Below are 20,267 nucleotides of genomic sequence, written 5' to 3'. Positions count from 1 at the left end.
CATATCAGTAGTTTTTGCGAATTATATGATCGTCGTTTCCCGGAAAAGTATCTAGATGATCTTTATGAGACTGTATATAGCAATCAAGTTGGAGCGGAGGAGGAAGAAATGAATCGGCCTAAATGGGGAGATTGGAGCGATTCATCAGAGGAAGGAGTAATGAATCGTCTAATTGAGGGATTTTTACAAAAAGAAAAGTAAATAGTAGTGATGTGCTTGGATAACACTTAGAAGAAGAGAAATGAAGCGCGTTTAGTAAAACATGATATGACTCTATAACCACATTTTTTGGGGAGTGGTGCTTAGCTTTGCTTAATTCCACTATCCTATTCAAAGTGAAAGGTTAGTGAAGTACGTTTAATCTTTCACATATGCGGTAATACAAAGGTATGAATGATTGTCGAATTCGGAAGGATTGATTTTTAGATGACAGAGCAGAAGAAATGGTATAGCTTATCAACAGAAGAAACCCTTGATTCTTTTGATGTGACCCGTGAGGAAGGGTTGTCAGATGATCAAGTAAAGGAAGCGTTAGAAAACTATGGTAAGAATGAGTTACCAGAAAAGGAATCGGAATCAGAATGGATAAAATTTCTTAAACACTTTCATGATATCTTAATTTATATTTTGATTGCCGCAGCTGTAACAACAGCTTTATTAGGACACTATATTGATACGATAGTTATTTTATTAGTCGCAGTCATAAATGCAGCGATAGGTTATTTCCAAGAGAATAAAGCAGAAAAGGCATTAGAAGGAATAAAGAATATGCTTTCGCTTGAAGCAAATGTCTTGCGAAATGGCAAAAAAGGTGAAATCAATGCTGCTGAAGTTGTCCCAGGAGATTTAGTATTTTTGGCAGCGGGAGATAAGATACCAGCTGATTTAAGGTTGATTCAAGCGGATAATCTAAAAGCCGAAGAAGCCGCGTTAACAGGAGAATCAACCTCTACGGAGAAATCAACAGCGCCCTTAGATGAAGACACAGTAATAGGTGACAGAGAGAATATTGCCTTTTCAGGGACATCGGTAACCTCAGGCACAGGCCTTGGAATTGTAGTCGCAACAGGTGCTGATACAGAAATCGGAAAGATTAATGAGTCGATTTCCGAGGTTGAAGAACTGAAGACTCCGCTTATGAAACAAACAGATCGATTTGGTAAGCAGGTTGCAGTCTTTATCGTTGCTGCGGCAGCTGTTTTATATGTCTTTGGCTTTTTTGTCAGAGATTATGGTGCAGGTGAACTCCTCCTATCGATCATCGGTTTAGCGGTAGCGGCTATTCCAGAGGGACTTCCTGCTATTATTTCAATCATTTTAGCACTTGGCGTTCAAAATATGTCAAAGCGAAAGGCGATCGTAAGAAACCTTCCGTCTGTGGAGACGTTAGGTGCCGTGTCCGTAATTAGTTCGGACAAAACAGGGACACTGACGAAGAATGAAATGACCGTTACGTCTGTGATGACAAAAGATAAAGACTACGATGTTACAGGTACTGGTTATTCTCCTGAAGGCGAAATACAAACAGATGATGAGCCTGTGAAGCTTAGTGAAAATGATCAATTAGAAACGTTACTTAAGGTTATGAAAACTTGTAATGATTCAGAGCTACAAGAGGAAAATGGGACATGGAAAATTAACGGAGAGCCAACGGAAGGGTGCCTTATAACACTGGCGGAAAAGGCAGATGAAGACATTCCTCGTCATAACGTTATTTCCAAAATTCCTTTTGATTCAGATTATAAATATATGGCAGTTCTTATTGAAGAGAATTCTGAAAACTATATTTATGTGAAAGGTGCACCGGATCGGCTATTCGAAATGGCTGAAAAAGGTGAGGGTTCTTTCGATCGATCTTACTGGGAAGAGAAGATGAAGAAGCGAACAACAAAAGGAGAACGTGTTCTAAGCGCAGGAATTAAAAAAGTTGATGGGAATCAAACAGAAATCAATCACGAAGATCTAGAATCAGGCGTTACATTCCTAGGATTAACGGGAATTATAGATCCACCACGTGAAGAAGCAATACTTGCTGTAGAAGAATGTAAGAAAGCAGGTATCCAAGTCAAAATGATAACCGGTGACCATAAAGACACAGCGATGGCAATTGGTCATCAAATGGGTATTGGTGATGGTGAAAATGGACTTGAAGGTCGTGAAATAGATCGAATGAGTGATGAAGAACTTTCAGAAGCAATTATGACTTATGATGTCTTTGCAAGAACGAGTCCAGAAAATAAATTGCGCTTAGTAAAAGCGTTACAAGAAAATGATCAAGTTTCTGCGATGACAGGTGATGGTGTGAATGACGCGCCGGCATTAAAACGTGCGGATATTGGAGTCGCAATGGGAATTAAAGGAACCGAGGTCGCTAAAGAATCCTCGCAAATGGTCCTTGTCGATGATAACTTTGAAACGATTGTCGGAGCAGTCGAGGAAGGTAGACGGGTATATGCTAATCTAAAGAAAACAATTTTATTTATTCTTCCAACGAATGGTGCACAAGCTTTTCTAATAATGAGTAGTATCCTACTTGGTACGACGATGCCATTATCTCCTATTCAAATATTATGGGTGAACATGGTTATTGCGGTTACTGTCTCGTTAGCGTTAGCGTTTGAACCGTTAGAAGAAGGGGCGATGAATCGACCACCTCGACCGGTTAAAACACCATTATTAACTCCATATTATATTTTTAGAATTGTATTCGTGTCATTATTGATCGGAGGCGGTACACTCCTCTTTAGTCAAAATTTGATGACCAATGGTGTGGAGGAGTCATATTTGAACAGTGTTGTTCTTCAAACAGTTGTCATTATGCAAATGTTCCACCTGTTTAATACCCGAAACGAAATAGGCTTTGCCTTTAACAAAAACTTTTTAAAAAACAAGGTGGCCTTTATTGTGTCAGGTGTCCTCCTAGCATTACAAGCATTTATTCTTTACGTACCTTTCATGAATATTGCGTTTGGAACTGAGCCATTAGGTATTGAATATTGGATTATACCAATGATATTTGGTGCACTTGTGTTCACGTTAATCGAAATTGAAAAAATGATTACTCGTAAAGTGATTTTAAAACGAAATAACTAAACATCCGAAGCGCTGTTAAACACTAACAGCGCTTCATTGTCTTATAAACGATAATGGAAAGGACTCATTAGGTTGTTGATATGTGGTTTAAACATTTCATTTTTGTCATTGCAGTTTTAACGGATGGTTACTTAGATATGTGTGCTTATAGCGATGCGGTTCTTCTTAACGAAGAACCGCATCGCTATTTATACAATAAGTATAGCTACTTTCTTACTACATAAGTATAACTACGCATTGGACGTCGCTGGAAGACGAGCGTTTGATAAACTTTCTTTATGCTATAAATGTATAAATTATGATTAAAAAATATTATTTGTGATACAACTTCGCTTCTGAACTTCAAATTAGTCGACAGCTTTTTATAAATTGTCGATAGTGATTGATTATATCGCGTCATTGTAAGATAAATTCAATGGATTGCATTTTAGAATATCAAAAATGCGCGATAGGACAACAACAGTTCAATTATGATAAATATCGACATACTAATAGACTTAAGCATCAATGATTAAGATTACAAAACATTGTTTATAAACTAAAAGAGCACGTCATTTATTTAAAGTTAATTTATTATGTGAAGTAAAAAGCGCCGGTAATCTGTGAAAGAATGAAAAGAAAAATGATATCATCATTATTTTCAGATTTTTATAGAATATTCCGAAAATACTTTGACAAACAATTGTCAGATAATTATAATAAGATAGTAAAGATTCATTATCTATGAATGAAGGCAGATCTTGAGGGGGTTGTAAATTAAGACGAACATCCTTATTTTAAAAAAGAACTAAGAAAGATTAACTAGGATAACAGACTGAAGGGAGTTATGACTATGAATAATGGACGCGAACAATGGGCCACGAAAATGGGCTTTATATTAGCCGCCGTAGGTTCAGCAGTAGGTTTAGGTAATATTTGGCGTTTTTCTTATGTAACGGGAGATAGTGGTGGAGCGGCCTTTTTATTAATTTATGTATTATGTATTTTTCTTGTAGGGCTTCCTGTCTTACTTGCTGAATTTTCTATTGGTCGAAGAGGTCAATCGGACGTAGTTGGCTCATTTAACAATATCGCTCCTGGGAAACCTTGGGTTATCGGTGGTGTACTAGGTGTTTTAACATCTTTCTTGATTTTATCCTTTTATGGGGTTATAGCAGGTTGGGTCGTTTACTTCCTGTATAGCTACTTAACTGGAGCCGCTGGAGCGGTAGAACAAGGTGGATATGCTGATTTCTTCGTGAACTTCATAGGAGGCGCAACAGGACCAGTTTTCTGGCAGTTCTTCTTTATGGCAGTTGTAATAGCCATTGTATTTTTTGGTGTCAAAAAAGGGATCGAACTTTCAAATCGTATTTTCATGCCATTATTAGCATTAATACTTATTGTGTTAGCTGGATATAGTTTAACACTTGACGGTGCAGGCGAAGGTTTGAGATTCTTATTTACACCGGACTGGAGTGCTTTTGGAGATCCGAGTGTTTATTCGGCCGCTGTTGGTCAGGCATTTTTCACTCTTTCGTTAGGGATGGGTGCAATGATTACGTACGCTAGTTATTTACCTAAAGAAACAAAACTTCCTAACGCAGCAGGTGGAGTTGTTGTACTTGATACGTTATTTGCTATCGTTGCAGGTATTATGATTTTTCCAGCAGTATTTACGTTTGGGCTTGACCCCGCAAGTGGACCGGGATTAATATTTATCACATTACCTGAAGTATTTGCTCAAATGGGCACAGGCGGAACAGTTTTCGCCATTCTTTTCTTCTTCCTTGTAGCCATTGCTGCTTTATCATCAGCAATTTCATTATTAGAAGTTAGTGTATCTTATTTGATGCGCAAAATGAACTGGAAACGCCAGCAAGCAACAATTATCGCAGGTGTTGTCGTTACGTTGTTTGGTATTCCATCAGCGTTAAGTCAAGGTGGTCCTTTAACATTTACGCTATTCGACCTTCCATTCCTTGATCTTGTTGATACGATAACAGATAAATATACACTTCCACTCGGTGGATTGTTCATTGCCTTATTTGTTGGATGGGGTTGGAACCAAGTTGATGCATTAAAAGAAACAGGTTTAACAGATTCAATCATTGGAATGATTTGGTTATGGTTTATCCGAATCATTGCACCAGCGGGTATTTTATGGATCTTGTTCTTGAATATTTTCTAAAAATGATCACAGTTCAAAAGCTCAGTGGCCATAACGGCACTGAGCTTTAATTTATAACTATTTATATAAATTAAGAACTTTTGCGTTTCCGTTCGGCTTTTTCCCAAATTCTTAATGAAGGATGAGGATCGAAGGACCATTCGATAAAACCATTATCGCGATACATTCCATAGTGCAAGTGCGGAGGGAATTTACCTTGTGTTCCTTCCTTACCATATCCTGAACTACCAACGTAACCGATGACATCACCTGGTTTTACAACTGTCCCTCGCTCAATACCTTTTTCAAAGCTACTTAAATGGGCATAATAATGGTAAACATTATTTGTATCACGAACACCTATTCTCCATCCTCCAAATTTATTCCACCCCTTTAATTCGACAATACCAAATGTTGTTGATTTTACTTGAAGACCATGGCCAGCAAAAATATCGGTGCCTTCATGAATTCGTTTACCGCCCCAGCCTCTTGCATTGCCCCATGTGCTTCGATAACTGTAATTAGCGGATAAAGGGACAGGAAAAGCTCGTTCTCTTAAATCAAGGGAATTTATCGTTTTATACGTTCTCGCATGGCCTGTAACAAGTTCTACAGCTTTGTCTCGTTGATAATAATCCCATAAGCCTATTTGAATATCTTTATCATGAACACCATAAGAGGAAAGAAAAGAAGCAAAAGAATAGAGTACATCCTCATCATCGTTGAGATCTGCTATACCGTCTCCGTTTCCATCTTTACCAATCCCTTCAAAAAAAGAAATGGAGCGTGGGTTTTGGTCTTCTTGTAAGGGATTTGCCGGTCCTTGCCATTCCTCTTGAGTAATATGGATAGCAATTAACCCCTTTTCTTCGGGCAAGTCTTTTCTAGCTCGTCTCAATCCTCTTTCATAACTATCTACAGCGGCAAAATAATACCATGGTATAGATGTTGTTGATTCCGTTTTTAAATATAATCCCATTCTTTTGTCATCCAATTCTTCAGGAGTTAAATCTTCGATGTTTTCAGCCATGGAAGGGATGGAAAATGAAATAAGGAAGATGAGTAAAATAATGAAACAAGTAATTACTTTTCTTAGCAAGGTTAGAATCCCCTTTCGTCTGCTTTTGATTTATCTTTTGGAAGTTGGAGCGATTTCATACGCAGATTTTTCGATAATAAGTTCTTTGTGATCTTTACTATATCGTGTTAAAGTTAGTACTAACATGGTATTGGAAATGTGAACAGACCCAACATGTTAGCTAAAAGAAAGAGGGAGCGTGAAGTTTTATGGCTAAAAAAGAAGAACATGTTCGTAAACCTGATTGGTTAAAAATTAAATTAAATACAAATGAATCTTATACAGGGTTAAAGAAATTAATGAGAGAAAAAAATTTACATACTGTTTGTGAAGAAGCGAAATGTCCTAATATTCATGAATGTTGGGCTGAAAGAAAAACGGCAACGTTTATGATTTTAGGAGATATTTGTACTCGCGCTTGTCGTTTTTGTGCGGTGAAAACAGGACTTCCAACAGAATTGGATGAGCAAGAGCCAGAAAGAGTTGCCGAGTCTGTAAAGTTAATGGGGTTAAAACATGTTGTTATTACAGCAGTAGCAAGAGATGATTTAAAAGATGGTGGAGCCCACGTTTTTGCAGAAACGGTTCGCGCGATCCATAGAGCTAGTCCGTTCACATCTGTAGAAGTTCTCCCCTCAGATATGGGAGGGAAAGAAGAGAATTTGCAAACGTTAATTGGAGCAAATCCGCATATTTTTAACTATAACGTAGAGACAGTGCGCAGATTAACACCTACGGTTCGAGCTAGAGCTACGTATGACCGAACATTAGAAGTACTGCGGAGAGCGAAAGAAATGAATGCAAAAATTCCAACTAAATCAAGCATTATGGTGGGACTTGGTGAAACGAAAGAGGAAATCATCGAAACGATGGATGATCTTAGGTCAGTAGATGTGAATATATTGACAATTGGGCAATATTTACAGCCGACGAAGTCTCATTTGAAAATAGTTAAATATTGGACACCAGAAGAATTTGCGGAATTGAAAGAGATAGCTATGGAAAAAGGATTTAAACACTGTGAATCAGGTCCGTTGGTCCGATCTTCCTATCATGCTGATGAACAAGTAAATGCAGTAGAGATGAACGAAGTTTCTAGCTAAAAAAATATATGTTTAAGAGATCAATGAAAAGTCGTCACTTATCTCAATAAGTGACGATTTTTTTCTAATCAATGAAGTTTTATTGTGAATTAGAAATGACTAGTTGTTGTTCATGTTAGTAGACGGTTTGTTTGGATTCCCTTTTTCATCTTCAGACGCACCTTGAGGATACTCTTTCATTTGTTCAATAGTCTGGTGTAATGCACCGATTTGTGATTGTTCTTTTGATGATCGCCCTTTGAAACGTTCAATTTCATCCATGAGTGTAATGTCATCTGCAACATACACATCGTAATAAGCTGGGATAACAGACATAGCCGTCTGTTTCACTTGATCGGCTACTGCTTCTCGATCTGGAGAAGGGCTATCATAGGCAATCAGCACATGCTGATCTGTAACGAGTACCCCAACATCATTCACATCTTGCAATACTGCTGCCATTTCACTTATACTTTCAGCTAACAGAGAACGGTCATAGACGGAGTATCCGGGAATTCCTCCACCTTGAGCAACAGATCTTTTTGTGTGTCGTTGAAAGCCATACTGTGTGAAAGGTCTCGGATCAGCTACTTCTTTTTTGTTTATTGCATGACTTTGATCATCTCGACCATAGCCACGCATAAAGTCAAACCCTTGACCTTGTCCCCCTGTATTGTCTACTTCTCCGCAAGCTGGAATTGTTAGGGATAGAACTAGCAACGTTAGAAGAACCGATATTTTTGATTTGTTTTTCATTTTTTATACACCTCCTCTTTCCTAGGGTGTACAATTGTATCGATTCAATGAAGTGGTAAATGGTGGACAAAATAAATAGAAGTTAGCATTGAAATTTTTTGTAAATTAAGGCAACATAGAAAGTAGCAAAGGTAGGTGTTTGGAATGATTGAAGTTCAAGGTCATACGTATGAACTTGTGGAAGAAGTTAGAGAAGGATGGTCTGAAGAGGCATTCAAAGAAAGATACAGTGATGTGCTGAATAAATATGATTATATTGTTGGGGATTGGGGCTACGAGCAGCTCCGACTAAAAGGTTTTTTTGAAGAGACAAATCGAAAATCAGCAGCTGATGCAAAGATTAATTATTTATCTGAATACTTATATGAATATTGTAATTTTGGCTGTGCTTATTTTGTAATTAAAAAAGTAAAGGAAGAAGCTGTTAAATCGTCATGACTTTTATAAAGAATAAGTAAAAACAGCACTTCTTCCCCACACGAGAACGATGTTGGGGAAGAAGTGCTGTTTTGTTTCGAGAAAAATCTTAAATGACTTCGTATAAGAATTCACGAAGTTCCTGACTATCTTCTTCATCTAGTTGAAAGACAGATTCAAGATAACCTTCTTCTTCAAGGTCATCTGTTCCAATAACGGCATAGCGACTTGACTGCATATTTAACACAAGTTTTTTTCCGAAATAACGGTTTGTTGTAATAATGACTAAATCAAACCGTTGATTCTCACCCATAAAACTAACATATCGTGATTTTGTATCTTCTGCTTCGTCGTAAAGAAAAAAACGTTCGCTCATCCTGAATCGCTCCTTTTGTTAGTTAAGAATTTTCAGGCATGATTAAATGTGGCTTCTGGTTCAATCGGTGATGGGCTTTAATATACCGAACGGTTCCTGTTTTTGCACGCATAACAATCGTGTCCGTTTCCACTAAATCACCACCTAAAAAGCGAACACCTTCTAATAGTTCTCCAGATGTGACACCAGTTGCCGCAAAAATCGCATCATCGCTTTTGACTAGGTCGTTTAAAGTAAGTAGCATAGAAGGATCATCTAATCCCATACTAACACATCGTTCGTGCTCTTCATCGTTTGATGGAAGGAGACGACCTTGCATATCTCCGCCTAGAGATTTGATCGCTGCTGCAGCAATGACGCCTTCTGGTGCACCACCAGTTCCGACAAATAAATCAATACCTGAACGTGGGATAGCAGCCGCAATGGAAGCTCCCACATCATTTTCTCCAAATAGTTTAACACGTGCACCCTTCTTTTGGATACGTTCAACGAGATCATCGTGTCTTTTCCGCTCTTGAATAATGACGGTTACATCTCTGATTCGCTTATTATTCATCTTTGCTACGATATCAATTGTTTTTTCAATAGGGTCCTCTAATCTAATCAAACCTGCAGATTCAGGGCCTACGACTATTTTTTCCATATACATATCAGGAGCGTGTAGCAATGTTCCTTTATCAGCAATGGCGATCACTGCCATCGCATTTGAATGTCCTTTTGCAACGATGTTTGTTCCCTCAAGTGGATCAACGGCAATATCCACATCAGGACCATTACCAGTACCAAGCTTTTCTCCAATATAGAGCATAGGTGCTTCGTCTAGTTCCCCTTCACCAATGACCACAGTGCCATTCATATGTACAGAATCAAACATGTTTCTCATGGCAGTAGTTGCAGCATCGTCTGCCTCATTTTTTAACCCTCTCCCCATCCATTGGGATGATGCTAGTGCTGCCGCTTCTGTCACTCTAACTATTTCCATCGCTAATTCTCGATCCATGATAATTCCTCCAATATTTTTTTGTATCGGTTATAATATAAATAAAGCATAATAAATCCTTCATCATAATAACAAAAAATACACACGAAAGAAATCATAATTTGCAAAATAGTACACATAATTATTTGAAAACCTTTTCAATGTGTCATACTAATTAAACTTTTTAAGGAGAGATGACTATATGTATTTCGTAGACAGTAAATTAATGGAAAGACGATTATCTTATTTCGAGTATTTAGTATCTGAATTTTCAAAGGTGAAAGAATCGAAGACATTTGAGACAGAAAAAGCAATTGAGAGAACGTGTCATATGATGATCGAAGTAATGATGGATATTGGAAACCAAATGATTGATGGGTTTATCATGAGAGATCCTGGTAGCTATGAAGATATTGTTCATATTTTAGTCGACGAAAAAGTTTTGACAAAAGAAGAAGGGAAAGCGATTGAAGCGTTAATCCCTTGGAGAAAGGAATTATTGCAAAACTATATGGAAATGGATGTTTCTCGTCTATATCAGGCATTTCGAAACGAATCGACAACATTACTACAATTTTCAGGTAAAATAAGAATGTACTTAGAAAATGAATTAGGACCAGTTTCTGCATTTCTTCCTCAGAAAGAATAGGAGAAAAAGAAAATTATGTGAAATATTGAACAAAATATGAACGGATTAAGTCAATTTTTTAAACATTCTATATATAAAATTTACTGTTGTGCAATCCTCCGTTAGAATAGAGAGAGAAGGAAGGTGAGGATATGGCTACGAAGACCACCTCAACAAGAGATCAAATTTTAAGCTTATTAAAAATGCAGAAGCAAATGACAGTTTCAAGTATTGCTCGAGAACTATCCATCACAGAGATGGCAGTCAGACGACATTTAAACACTTTAGAAAGAGATCATGTTGTTGAAACAACTCTTTATCGACAGGCAATGGGGCGACCAACAAACGTTTATCAATTGTCAGCAGGCGGGCAAGAATTGTTTCCGAGAAATTACCAAGAATTAACGATCGATTTATTAAGAACGATTCAAGAAGATGAAGGATTAGTAAGGATACAAACGTTGTTTACTAAAAGAAAAGAAAAGCTAAGGTTACGTTATGAGAAAAGAATGTTTTTAAAGGACTTCGAAAGTCGAGTATATGAATTGGAAAAAATCCAAAATGAATTAGGTTATATGGCAGAGGTAACGAGAGATGATGAAGGCAACTTTATTTTCAAGGAGTATAATTGTCCCATCGCAGCTGTAGCGAAGGAGTTTCCTGTCGTTTGTGAGTCAGAAATCAATTTGTTTAAAGATTTACTTGAAACAAATGAAATCAAGTGTCAAATGTGTATGGCGACTGGACAAGAACCTCATTGCTATTATAAGATTGAAAAATCGGCTGAGTAATTCTTCGTCACTCCAAAGGGGTGACGCTTCTTTTTGCTTATGGCTGTTTTCTATAACAACGTTTACGAACAAAATCTTACTTAATAGGTATTGAAACCAATGGACGATAAATGTTGAATATTTTTTTAGATAGAGGATGAAGTGAAATGAAATCTTATCAAGGCTATTTAATTGATTTAGACGGAACGATGTATCGAGGCGAAGAAAAAATTGATGCGGCATCTAGGTTTGTCAAACGATTAGAGCAACAGAAGTTACCATACTTATTTGTTACAAATAATTCATCTCGTACACCGAAAGAAGTTGCAGATAAATTGGTATCAATGGATATCCCAGCAACAGAAAAACACGTTTTCACAACAAGCATGGCAACAGCACAGTATATTGATCAGTCTTACGGAAAAGCGAATGTTTATATGATTGGTGAGCAAGGATTAGAAGAAGCACTGAAAAACCAAGGATTGCAACTTAATGAAAAAGAAATCGATGTCGTTGTCATGGGGATAGACCGAAGTATTAATTATGAAAAGCTTTCTAGGGCTTGTCTTGCAGTAAGAAACGGAGCGGCATTTTTATCGACGAACGGAGATGTAGCTATTCCTACAGAGAGAGGACTTCTTCCTGGGAATGGATCGTTAACATCCGTCGTTCACGTTTCTACAGGAGTCGAGCCAACATTTATCGGTAAACCAGAATCTGTCATTGTTGACCAAGCTCTTGAAGTTTTGGGGACAAAACTTGAGGAAACCGTCATGGTAGGAGACAATTACCAAACTGATATTTTAGCAGGAATTCGTGCTAACATGGATACGATTATTGTCCATACTGGAGTCACATCTGAAGAACAATTAAAGAATGAAGAAATTCAACCAACGTGGTCGATTCAGTCATTAGACGAGTGGAAAATATAGCATGTTTATTAGAAAAAAGACCTTTTGGAAGGTCTTTTTTTCGTTATGTGGGTCATCGTGAAAGGGAAAAACCATATAGATACTTTACTATAACTACCTTTTCCTTCCTCATCTAGTTGGATGTCTTTCTGCTATGTGTCAATCATCATTAATAATCATCTTGAGTGTGTGCCAATCGGCTAGAAGCAGCTGCAGCAATAGCCCCGACAATATCATCTAAAAAAGTGTGGCACCCATAATCTTTGTTATTTAGTTTCTTTAATATTCCTGGTTTGATCTTGTCTATATATCCATAATTTGTAAACCCGATTGATCCATATACATTTACAATAGACAAGGCAATAATTTCGTCAATCCCGTAAAGTCCCTCGTCACGGTCAATCATATCTTGAAGGGGATAATCTAATTTCCTTTCTTCCGCTAATCGATCGATTTGAATACCTGTCAAAATCGCATTGTGAACTTCTCTTTTGGTTAACACTTGATTCACATTCTCTATACATTCATTCAACGTTAATTGTGGGTAATACTCTAGCTGTAGTTCTAATACTAAGTGAGCGATATCTTTGATCTCCACGCCCCGTTTTTGTAACCATTCTTTTGCCGTTTTTTCAACAATTCCTTTATTTCCTTTCATACTATTCACCTACAGTTCTCTGTATTTATTGATTAGTGTATTCAAGGGATATAAAGATATTCTTGTCCATGAACAAATTAGGCTATTTGCTCATAGACTATTTGAAAAGCGGATTATAAAAGGGGGCGTATGATCATTGTTAGAGCGACCATTATATGAACACTATCGTATTGATTTAGAACGTATGATGAATATAGGAGACGATCTAGTTATTGAAGAGAAAGAAAATACGTATTTAATACGACTCTTCTCCTCTATAGATCCGAAAAAAACAATCGAACAAACGAATATGGCAACCTTTTTATCTGCTCAAGGGGAGAAGGATATTGCGTATCCTCTGAAAAATATCTATGGTCAGGAAAGTACAATGATTGATGGCCAAGAAGCGATTGTATATCAATTGAATCAATATCACAATTATAAGCTAAGAAATGATATACCAGTCGAAAAATCTATAGGGAAACGCTTGGCAAAATTTCATGTTCTAGGTGAAGGGTATGAACCAACGACATCCATATGGAATGGTACATGGATGACATGGAAAAATAGATGGATGAAACGGTTAGACCAGTTGGAGAATTGGTATGTAAGAAAGCAACAAGATCCTGCAAAAAATGAGATGGATGAATTATTTTTATTAAGTTTCCCTTACTTTTTAGGTATAACAGAAAATGCAATACAAATGTTAAGTGATCTTCCACTGAATGATCCTTTTTCAATCCGAGAGGGAAGAGGTAATACGGTTTGTCATTATAGATTTCACGAAGGATGTTGGTTAACCTTAGATGAAAAAAAAGTCGCAAGTTTGAAAGTACCGACAGACTTTGTTTATGACCATTTTTCTAGAGATTTAGCGGAGTATGTTCGCCATATTTGTATAGCAGACATTTCGTTCCAAAAAAAAATCAAGCGAGTTGAAACTTTTTTACACCGTTATCAAACAATTCGCCCATTAAGAAATTTAGATATCTATTTATTTTTAATGAGAGCAACGTTCCCAGTACAATATTTTGAACAAATGGAAGCTTACTACCGAACGATAGATAGGCAAAAAAGTACTTTATTGGAAAAGGATTTAACGTCTTTATTTATGCAAACAGAGGAGTATGAATACTTACTAGCCCATCTGTTTCAATTATTTCCGTCGAGTAAGATGTATTTACCAAAATGGCTCTCAAGAAAATAGATTAGCACTAGATTGTTTCATTTGTGGTTGTTAAATATAAAAGGAGGATGATGGATGTTCACGTCTGATGTATACTAGAGTTATCTTGCATGTATCAGTGAAAGGGGTCAACGTACTTATGACAAAACCATTTGTATTCATAACAAGACAAGTGCCAGAAGAAAGTTTAGTCGCATTAAAAGTGGTGGCTGATGTGGAAGTTTGGCCAGAAAAAGAAACGCCAGTACCTAGAGAACTATTATTAGAAAAAGCAGCAAAGGCTGCAGGGCTTTATACGATGCTGTCTGACAAAATTGACGATGAGTTACTAAACAATGCACCTAATTTAAAAGTAGTTGCTAACTTGGCCGTTGGATTCGATAACATTGATGTAAAGACAGCATCAGAAAAAGGGGTCGCCGTTTGTAATACGCCAGACGTGTTATCAGATACAACTGCTGATTTAACATTTGCTTTGTTAATGGCAACAGGACGAAGAATTGTCGAAGCTGCTGAGTATGTTAAAGAAGGAAAGTGGCAAAATTGGGCACCACTTCTTCTTGCAGGAACGGACATCCACCATAAGACGATAGGAATCGTAGGGATGGGAAGAATTGGTTCAGCGGTAGCAAAGAGAGCAACAGGATTTGAAATGGAAATTCTGTATCATAATCGTTCCCGTAACACGAAGGCAGAAACAGAACTAGGCGCAGAATATGTTTCATTCGATGACTTGATTGAACGTTCTGACTACATAGTTTGTTTAGCGCCATTTACGGAAGACACGAAAGATTTATTTACGTATGAGACTTTCAAGCAAATGAAGTCTTCGGCTATCTTTATTAATGCATCCAGAGGTGGGGTTGTGGTCGAGGAAGACTTAATTAAAGCATTGGAGGAAAAGTCAATTGCTGGAGCAGGGCTAGACGTCTTCCGACAAGAGCCTATCTCTAAAGATCATCCTTTACTTACGTTTTCTAATGTTGTCGCCCTTCCTCATATCGGAAGTTCAAGTGTAGAGACTCGTCATGAAATGGCGGCTCTTGTTAGTCGGAATATTGCTAACGTATTAAAAGGGGACAAACCTGAAGCCATTGTGAATGAAGAAGTTTTAGGCTAAATAAGTGTCTGTTGTAAACATGATGTAATAACGTTGCATTAATAGGAATCTTAACATAAAAAGGGAGTTGCAGATCATCTGCAACTCCCTTTAAATCATGTTGGTTGAATTAGAATACTTGCTCTAATTCTGTTACTCCTGGTACTTCTTCTAAAAGAGCACGCTCAATACCAGCTTTTAGTGTAATTGTTGAACTTGGGCAAGAGCCACAAGCTCCCATAAGACGAACTTTTACTACACCGTCCTCGATGTCAACTAGTTCAACATCCCCTCCATCGCGGAGTAAGAATGGACGTAATTTATCGAGCACTTCTTGAACTTGTGATTCCATTGTTTCTGTTGTCATATCATACACTCTCCTTTCTTTATACTCATTATAATATCCTTCACAGAAAAAATCCATGATAAGGCGTTATTTTTTATACAAATAAGTTGAACAATGTGTGAATAGTTAAAACGTTTCTTTCTCAATAAATCATGATAAAATTAACATGTCGGGAGGTGACCACCTTGAATAACGTTCATATCACGGTTTATGGAGCAGAAGTAAAATGTGCTAGTTGCATTCATTTACCAAGCGCATTGGAAACAAAAGAGTGGCTAGAAGCAGCTATTCATAGAAAATTTCCTGATTACGATCGTATCAATATAAATTATTGTGATATCGATACTCCAAAGACGGACGAACAGCAACTTTTTTCCAAGAAAATTCTTGAAGATATTTATTTTTACCCTCTAGTAGTCATTAATGGTGACGTAGTGGCAGAAGGAAATCCAAGACTTCCAGTTATTTTTGAAAAAATCACGAATGAAGCAGAAAAGTAGCCATCATGCTACTTTTCTTTTTTCTTGAACAACCTTTCACTTATTAATTTCCCGAATGGTGCTTGTACATCCATAGTACGCCTGATTTCAACACTCGAGGAACTCTTCCTGTTAAGGACTTTTCGCCCATCAAACCGAAACCGTGTTTTTTTCCTAAAGACCCGAGAACACCTTTCAATTTCATTTTAGGCATCTCCTTAGGATAAGGTTCCCCACTCCACTTTTTATTAAGCAACATAGCAACTCTTTCAGACTGCGCCTCAGCTAATTGTGCACTAGGCGCGTGGGTAGATGCTGCACAATCGCCTACTACAAAAACGTTGTCATAATCAGGAAGATGGTGATGTTTTGTCGTATAAAGTCTTCCAATATGGTCTTGTTCAACATCAAGCTCGCGAACAATTTTATTTGCTTGAATTCCAGCAGTCCAAATAATGGCATCCGTTTCTATTGGTTCATCATGATTGTACAATACATTCCATTCTACTTTTGTGATGTTCGCGCGGTTAACAATTGTGATATCATTTTCTAGAAACCACTCCGTTACGTAGTTATAAAGCCTTGCAGGAAACATGGATAAAATGTTTTCCCCACGGTCATACAATAGAATTTCCAAGTCTGGACGGCTTTCTCTTAATTCACTTGCTAGTTCTACACCACTTAAGCCACCACCTACGATAGCAACTTTTCCATTTGGTTTGACACTTTGCAACACTTGGTACGTTTTTCTAGCTCTTCGCATGCTTTGAATACTGAGCGTATTTTCTTTCGCTCCAGGAACGCCATGGTATTTATCCTCACAACCTAGACCGATAATTAAGTCGTCGTAAAACATATCTTCTCCATTAGCTAGCTCTATCCTATTTTCATCCAAGTGAATGTGTTGAACGGATTCAAATTTCAGTTCTAAACGTACATCGTTTGGAAAAGACATTCTTAAATGACGATCTGCAACTGTTCCAGCTGCCAAAGCGTAAAATTCTGTTTTTAGGCTATGATACGCTTCTTTTTCAATTAATGTGATCGATACTTCTTTGACATCTTTTTCATTTAAAAGTTTCTGAATGGCACGAAGCCCTCCGTAACCTCCACCTAAAATAATAAGGTTTTGCACGGGAAAAACCCCCTTTAATCGTTCAAAGGAGAGTAAACGATCCTATCAATAAACGCTTACCTCTTTTTACTACGATGATTTATGACAAATTGGTGACATTTTTAATATATCAGCTTTTCTAAGATTCTACAATGAAGAATGGAAGCGTTTATATATAATAATACAATTTGAGCAGGAGGAAACAGTTGACAGGTTAAAAACAGGCAGGTAGCATAAACGAAGTAAGTTCGTTAAAAACACTGAGGTGAAATACAAATGAAACCAATTATAGAGTTTTGTGTAAGTAATTTAGCAAGTGGGACTCAGAAAGTGAAAGAAGAGTTGGAAAAAGATCCTGATCTTGATGTTATTGAGTATGGATGTTTAAGCTTCTGCGGTCAATGTGCTAGAAGTCGCTTTGCTCTAGTTAATGGGGAAGTAGTCACAGGAGATACAAATGATGATTTGTTAAATAATATTTATAAATTTCTAGACGAAAACCCAATGTTCTAAAAAGCCGAGCATGATAGTTAAAGCCTTGTTCGGCTTTTTTATTTTCTTGAAAATTGGGGTTTAATTAGAAGTTGCAACGAAAATCACAAGCAAAGGTTTTACTTGTCTAAAGCTATGAACTCGATTACCATATGTAATAAACACGCAATTGTAATTAACGGAGGCACATCAATGAAACCTATTCCTTTTGATCACACGTGGCCATATGAAAGACAGATGGGAGACATTTATTTGACATCATGTCCCTATTGTTCCCAAGAAAACATACTAGTGCATCTTTCCGATAGGGCGCTAGAAAATGCTAAGGAAGGATTTAAGGCAAGAGCGAACATGCCTTGCTGTCGAAAAACGATGATCATTCTTGAAGCGGACGAAGACTATTTTTGGACAAATGAAAAACTGCGCTAACGTATTCATTCGATAGTAATGAAAAAACGAAGTCCCCTAGAAAGGGGGCTTCGTTTTTGATTAATATTCTTTAATGACATTGTAGAATGTATCTCGTTCCACTGGGTTTTTATCTGCCCCTTTGATAAGATAAATCAATTCTTCTCGTGTTAGTCCTTGAGAAGTTAAGGCACCAGCTGAGTGAGAAATTCTTTCTTCAATGAGTGTACCGTGAATATCTGAACTTCCAAATGATAGGGCCATTTGTGTCAGTTGAGGACCAATATTAATCCAATATGCTTTGATGTGGTCAAAGTTATCGAGCATGAGTCGACTAATGGCAATGGTCCGTAAGTCGTCATAAGCAGATGTTCGTCGTTTTAGACCAGCTGTGACACTTTTCGGTTGCATGGCTAATGGAATAAAAACCATAAATCCATTTGTTTTATCTTGAAGTTGTCTTAATCTATCCATATGAATTAGACGTTCTTCTTTTGATTCGATGGACCCGTACAACATTGTCGCATGTGTTTTCAACCCAAGTTCATGAGCAAGTTCATGTGCTTCGAGCCACTCATCTGTAGATGCTTTTTCAGGACTCATTTTTGCACGGTAACGTTCCGTTAGTATTTCGGCACCACCACCAGGTAACGTATCTAGTCCAGCATCAATAAGTTGTTGAAGGACTTCTTTCATGGTTAATCCAGAAAGTCTTGCAAAAAATTCAATCTCAGCACCTGTATAGGCTTTAACTGTGCATTGAGGATAATGTTTCTTTAGAATGCGAATAGTATCTAAATAATAGTCGAAAGGAACTTCCGTATTATGTCCACCAACAATATGGAATTCACGAATGTTATCGTTCCAACGCTCTTCTACGTATTTAAGTAAATCTTCTTCGTTCATTGTATAAGCGCCTTCTTCACCAGGCTTACGTTTAAATCCGCAAAATGTGCAGCTTGCTTCACAAACGTTAGTAGGATTGATGTACATATTTTGAATGAAATAAACATTTTTTCCGTTTTTACGCTCGTTTACTTGGTTTGCAAGTTGAGCTACCGTTAAAAGGTCAGTTGTCTCATATAGCTTCAAGCCATCTTCAATGGTTAACCGTTCCCCACTGTTTACTTTTTGTTTAATTGCTTCCAGATCTTGGTCAAGCAAAATCATACTCATTCGAATCCCCTACCTTTTAAATGACTTTATCATAAGTTCAGCTTCGCTGATAAACCTCTATTAATCTTGCATTTCGATGCTCGAAACTCTCTATATCTTATCATTATTTGGACATGTGTGCCAAACAGAATGTTTGTTTATTGTTGTATTTATGTCAATAAACTGGATTTTTAAAATGCGAATTTTTTTGGTTGGTTTACGTTTCTTGAAGGTCGGTGGTTTAATCGTTATAATAAAATTATATCTAAGAGTGATAGGAGGGATGATCTTGCTAACAATTACAGAAGTGGCAGCAAATCAAGTAAAAGAAATGATGGCTGGCGAAGAAGATGCGAAATACCTTCGAATTGGAGTTCAAGGAGGAGGTTGTAGCGGTTTGTCTTACGGAATGGGTTTTGAAACAGAAGCTGGAGAAGATGATAAGACATTGGAAATAGAAGGACTTTCCGTTCTCGTTGATAAAGAAAGTATTTCTATGCTTGAAGGAGTGAAAGTTGACTACAAGCAAAACATGATGGGTGGTGGATTTACACTAGATAATCCGAATGCCATTGCTTCATGCGGATGTGGATCATCATTCAGAACGGCTACGAATGCAGGTACACCAGAAGACTGCTAATAAATGGATGAATCAGTTTCTCTTTTCGAAGAGGAACTGTTTTTTTGTTTAGGAAACTACAGATGTTTGAGTTGTGGATAAGTATTGGTAATGATGATAGTAGGTGTGGGTGTGTGGTTAAGCATGGCGGTTTGATTATGAAAACCTTAAGGGATCATTTTGCTGACTTTTGGGAGATGCACGATAATTGTTTTACTAAGGATAATCGGAACGATATTCATGAAACGGTTGAAGGCAATGATTTGTCGTTCAAGGGATCTCAGGTTTTGCCTATTCATCCGTATTCTACTTTCCAAACTTATGGAAAAATGACTCTTGGAAGGAAAGGAAGCGTATAGTGACCGAAGGGAGAGAGCGTCGACGATGAAAGGCAGTAAGCGAGAAAGATAGCGACTTTTGATAATTCTAATAAGTTTTGTTCTTTTTTTCAAAAAAATGATTTACGCAAACTAATAGCAAGTACAAGTATCTT

Annotated in this window: 23 protein-coding genes; 15 read left to right on the top strand and 8 right to left on the bottom strand. The window is 37.3% G+C overall.

All coding sequences use genetic code 11. The features are described 5' to 3' along the window. Positions 1–426: 426 nt before the first annotated feature. The 3 genes from QDN89_RS07075 to QDN89_RS07065 all read left to right on the top strand — a co-directional run bounded on the left by QDN89_RS07075 (position 427) and on the right by QDN89_RS07065 (position 5,263). Positions 427–3,093: a cation-transporting P-type ATPase gene (locus tag QDN89_RS07075; protein WP_280769413.1), complete on the top strand. Its 2,667-nt coding sequence runs from the start codon at positions 427–429 to the stop codon at positions 3,091–3,093. Between the two features lie 80 nt (positions 3,094–3,173). Beyond that, complete coding sequence (locus QDN89_RS07070; protein ID WP_280769412.1) at positions 3,174–3,317, top strand: hypothetical protein; 144 nt, start codon at positions 3,174–3,176, stop codon at positions 3,315–3,317. A 608-nt stretch (positions 3,318–3,925) separates the two neighbouring features. Further along, entirely contained in the window at positions 3,926–5,263 is a 1,338-nt protein-coding gene (locus tag QDN89_RS07065; RefSeq protein WP_280769411.1) for a sodium-dependent transporter, read from the top strand. Between the two features lie 70 nt (positions 5,264–5,333). On the opposite strand, the gene QDN89_RS07060 is transcribed toward QDN89_RS07065, so the two are convergent. Continuing rightward, positions 5,334–6,341 (bottom strand): M23 family metallopeptidase, encoded by a 1,008-nt coding sequence (locus tag QDN89_RS07060; protein WP_280769410.1) that lies wholly within the window; start codon positions 6,339–6,341, stop codon positions 5,334–5,336. A gap of 188 nt (positions 6,342–6,529) precedes the next feature. Between QDN89_RS07060 and lipA the strand changes: the two genes are divergently transcribed. Continuing rightward, positions 6,530–7,423 (top strand): lipoyl synthase, encoded by an 894-nt coding sequence (gene lipA, locus QDN89_RS07055; protein ID WP_280769409.1) that lies wholly within the window; start codon positions 6,530–6,532, stop codon positions 7,421–7,423. 99 nt (positions 7,424–7,522) lie between these two features. On the opposite strand, the gene QDN89_RS07050 is transcribed toward lipA, so the two are convergent. After that, positions 7,523–8,158, bottom strand: coding sequence for a YhcN/YlaJ family sporulation lipoprotein (locus QDN89_RS07050; protein ID WP_280769408.1), 636 nt, complete (start codon positions 8,156–8,158; stop codon positions 7,523–7,525). Positions 8,159–8,302: 144 nt separating this feature from the next. On the opposite strand from QDN89_RS07050, the gene QDN89_RS07045 reads away from it, so the two are divergent. After that, the gene (locus tag QDN89_RS07045; RefSeq protein WP_280769407.1) at positions 8,303–8,596 is read left to right on the top strand and encodes a YutD family protein; all 294 of its coding nucleotides are present in this window, start codon (positions 8,303–8,305) and stop codon (positions 8,594–8,596) included. An 88-nt stretch (positions 8,597–8,684) separates the two neighbouring features. Here the strand turns inward: QDN89_RS07045 and QDN89_RS07040 are convergent, their stop codons facing one another. After that, the gene (locus QDN89_RS07040; RefSeq protein ID WP_280769406.1) at positions 8,685–8,951 is read right to left on the bottom strand and encodes a DUF3055 domain-containing protein; all 267 of its coding nucleotides are present in this window, start codon (positions 8,949–8,951) and stop codon (positions 8,685–8,687) included. A gap of 22 nt (positions 8,952–8,973) precedes the next feature. After that, positions 8,974–9,951, bottom strand: coding sequence for a class II fructose-bisphosphatase (glpX, locus tag QDN89_RS07035; RefSeq protein WP_280769405.1), 978 nt, complete (start codon positions 9,949–9,951; stop codon positions 8,974–8,976). Positions 9,952–10,132: 181 nt separating this feature from the next. Between glpX and QDN89_RS07030 the strand changes: the two genes are divergently transcribed. From QDN89_RS07030 to QDN89_RS07020, 3 genes are all read left to right on the top strand, one after another. Beyond that, the gene (locus QDN89_RS07030; RefSeq protein WP_280769404.1) at positions 10,133–10,579 is read left to right on the top strand and encodes a DUF86 domain-containing protein; all 447 of its coding nucleotides are present in this window, start codon (positions 10,133–10,135) and stop codon (positions 10,577–10,579) included. A gap of 131 nt (positions 10,580–10,710) precedes the next feature. Next, positions 10,711–11,349, top strand: a complete 639-nt coding sequence (locus QDN89_RS07025) for a helix-turn-helix transcriptional regulator (protein ID WP_280769403.1) — start codon at positions 10,711–10,713, stop codon at positions 11,347–11,349. A gap of 146 nt (positions 11,350–11,495) precedes the next feature. Then, a complete protein-coding gene (locus QDN89_RS07020) occupies positions 11,496–12,260 on the top strand; it encodes a TIGR01457 family HAD-type hydrolase (protein WP_280769402.1) in 765 nt (254 codons plus the stop codon). 148 nt (positions 12,261–12,408) lie between these two features. Here the strand turns inward: QDN89_RS07020 and QDN89_RS07015 are convergent, their stop codons facing one another. Continuing rightward, positions 12,409–12,897 (bottom strand): phosphatidylglycerophosphatase A family protein, encoded by a 489-nt coding sequence (locus QDN89_RS07015; protein WP_280769401.1) that lies wholly within the window; start codon positions 12,895–12,897, stop codon positions 12,409–12,411. Positions 12,898–13,033: 136 nt separating this feature from the next. Between QDN89_RS07015 and yutH the strand changes: the two genes are divergently transcribed. After that, complete coding sequence (gene yutH / locus QDN89_RS07010; RefSeq protein ID WP_280769400.1) at positions 13,034–14,083, top strand: spore coat putative kinase YutH; 1,050 nt, start codon at positions 13,034–13,036, stop codon at positions 14,081–14,083. 118 nt (positions 14,084–14,201) lie between these two features. Next, positions 14,202–15,182, top strand: a complete 981-nt coding sequence (locus QDN89_RS07005) for a 2-hydroxyacid dehydrogenase (RefSeq protein WP_280769399.1) — start codon at positions 14,202–14,204, stop codon at positions 15,180–15,182. A 109-nt stretch (positions 15,183–15,291) separates the two neighbouring features. Here QDN89_RS07005 and QDN89_RS07000 read toward each other — a convergent pair whose 3' ends face one another. Beyond that, the gene (locus tag QDN89_RS07000) at positions 15,292–15,528 is read right to left on the bottom strand and encodes a NifU family protein (protein ID WP_110610470.1); all 237 of its coding nucleotides are present in this window, start codon (positions 15,526–15,528) and stop codon (positions 15,292–15,294) included. 131 nt (positions 15,529–15,659) lie between these two features. Here QDN89_RS07000 and QDN89_RS06995 point away from each other — a divergent pair, with 131 nt between their 5' ends. Further along, a complete protein-coding gene (locus QDN89_RS06995; protein WP_280769398.1) occupies positions 15,660–16,007 on the top strand; it encodes a DUF1462 family protein in 348 nt (115 codons plus the stop codon). 43 nt (positions 16,008–16,050) lie between these two features. On the opposite strand, the gene QDN89_RS06990 is transcribed toward QDN89_RS06995, so the two are convergent. Continuing rightward, on the bottom strand, positions 16,051–17,121 hold the full coding sequence (locus QDN89_RS06990; protein WP_280769397.1) for an NAD(P)/FAD-dependent oxidoreductase: 1,071 nt from the start codon (positions 17,119–17,121) through the stop codon (positions 16,051–16,053). 255 nt (positions 17,122–17,376) lie between these two features. On the opposite strand from QDN89_RS06990, the gene QDN89_RS06985 reads away from it, so the two are divergent. Both QDN89_RS06985 and QDN89_RS06980 read left to right on the top strand, forming a co-directional pair. Then, a complete protein-coding gene (locus tag QDN89_RS06985; protein WP_280769396.1) occupies positions 17,377–17,613 on the top strand; it encodes a YuzB family protein in 237 nt (78 codons plus the stop codon). A gap of 171 nt (positions 17,614–17,784) precedes the next feature. Continuing rightward, positions 17,785–18,021, top strand: coding sequence for a hypothetical protein (locus QDN89_RS06980; protein ID WP_280769395.1), 237 nt, complete (start codon positions 17,785–17,787; stop codon positions 18,019–18,021). Positions 18,022–18,081: 60 nt separating this feature from the next. Here QDN89_RS06980 and mqnE read toward each other — a convergent pair whose 3' ends face one another. Beyond that, positions 18,082–19,176: an aminofutalosine synthase MqnE gene (gene mqnE, locus QDN89_RS06975; protein ID WP_280769394.1), complete on the bottom strand. Its 1,095-nt coding sequence runs from the start codon at positions 19,174–19,176 to the stop codon at positions 18,082–18,084. A gap of 262 nt (positions 19,177–19,438) precedes the next feature. Here mqnE and QDN89_RS06970 point away from each other — a divergent pair, with 262 nt between their 5' ends. Together QDN89_RS06970 and QDN89_RS06965 are read left to right on the top strand one after the other, a co-directional pair. Continuing rightward, positions 19,439–19,795 (top strand): HesB/IscA family protein, encoded by a 357-nt coding sequence (locus QDN89_RS06970; protein ID WP_280769393.1) that lies wholly within the window; start codon positions 19,439–19,441, stop codon positions 19,793–19,795. Positions 19,796–19,908: 113 nt separating this feature from the next. Then, positions 19,909–20,133 (top strand): hypothetical protein, encoded by a 225-nt coding sequence (locus QDN89_RS06965; protein ID WP_280769392.1) that lies wholly within the window; start codon positions 19,909–19,911, stop codon positions 20,131–20,133. Positions 20,134–20,267 lie beyond the last annotated feature (134 nt).

Source organism: Salipaludibacillus daqingensis (assembly GCF_029891575.1).
Lineage (GTDB): Bacteria > Bacillota > Bacilli > Bacillales > Salisediminibacteriaceae > Salipaludibacillus > Salipaludibacillus daqingensis.
The sequence above is the reverse complement of the archived record's forward strand: the minus strand, read 5'-3'. Positions and strand labels throughout refer to the sequence as shown.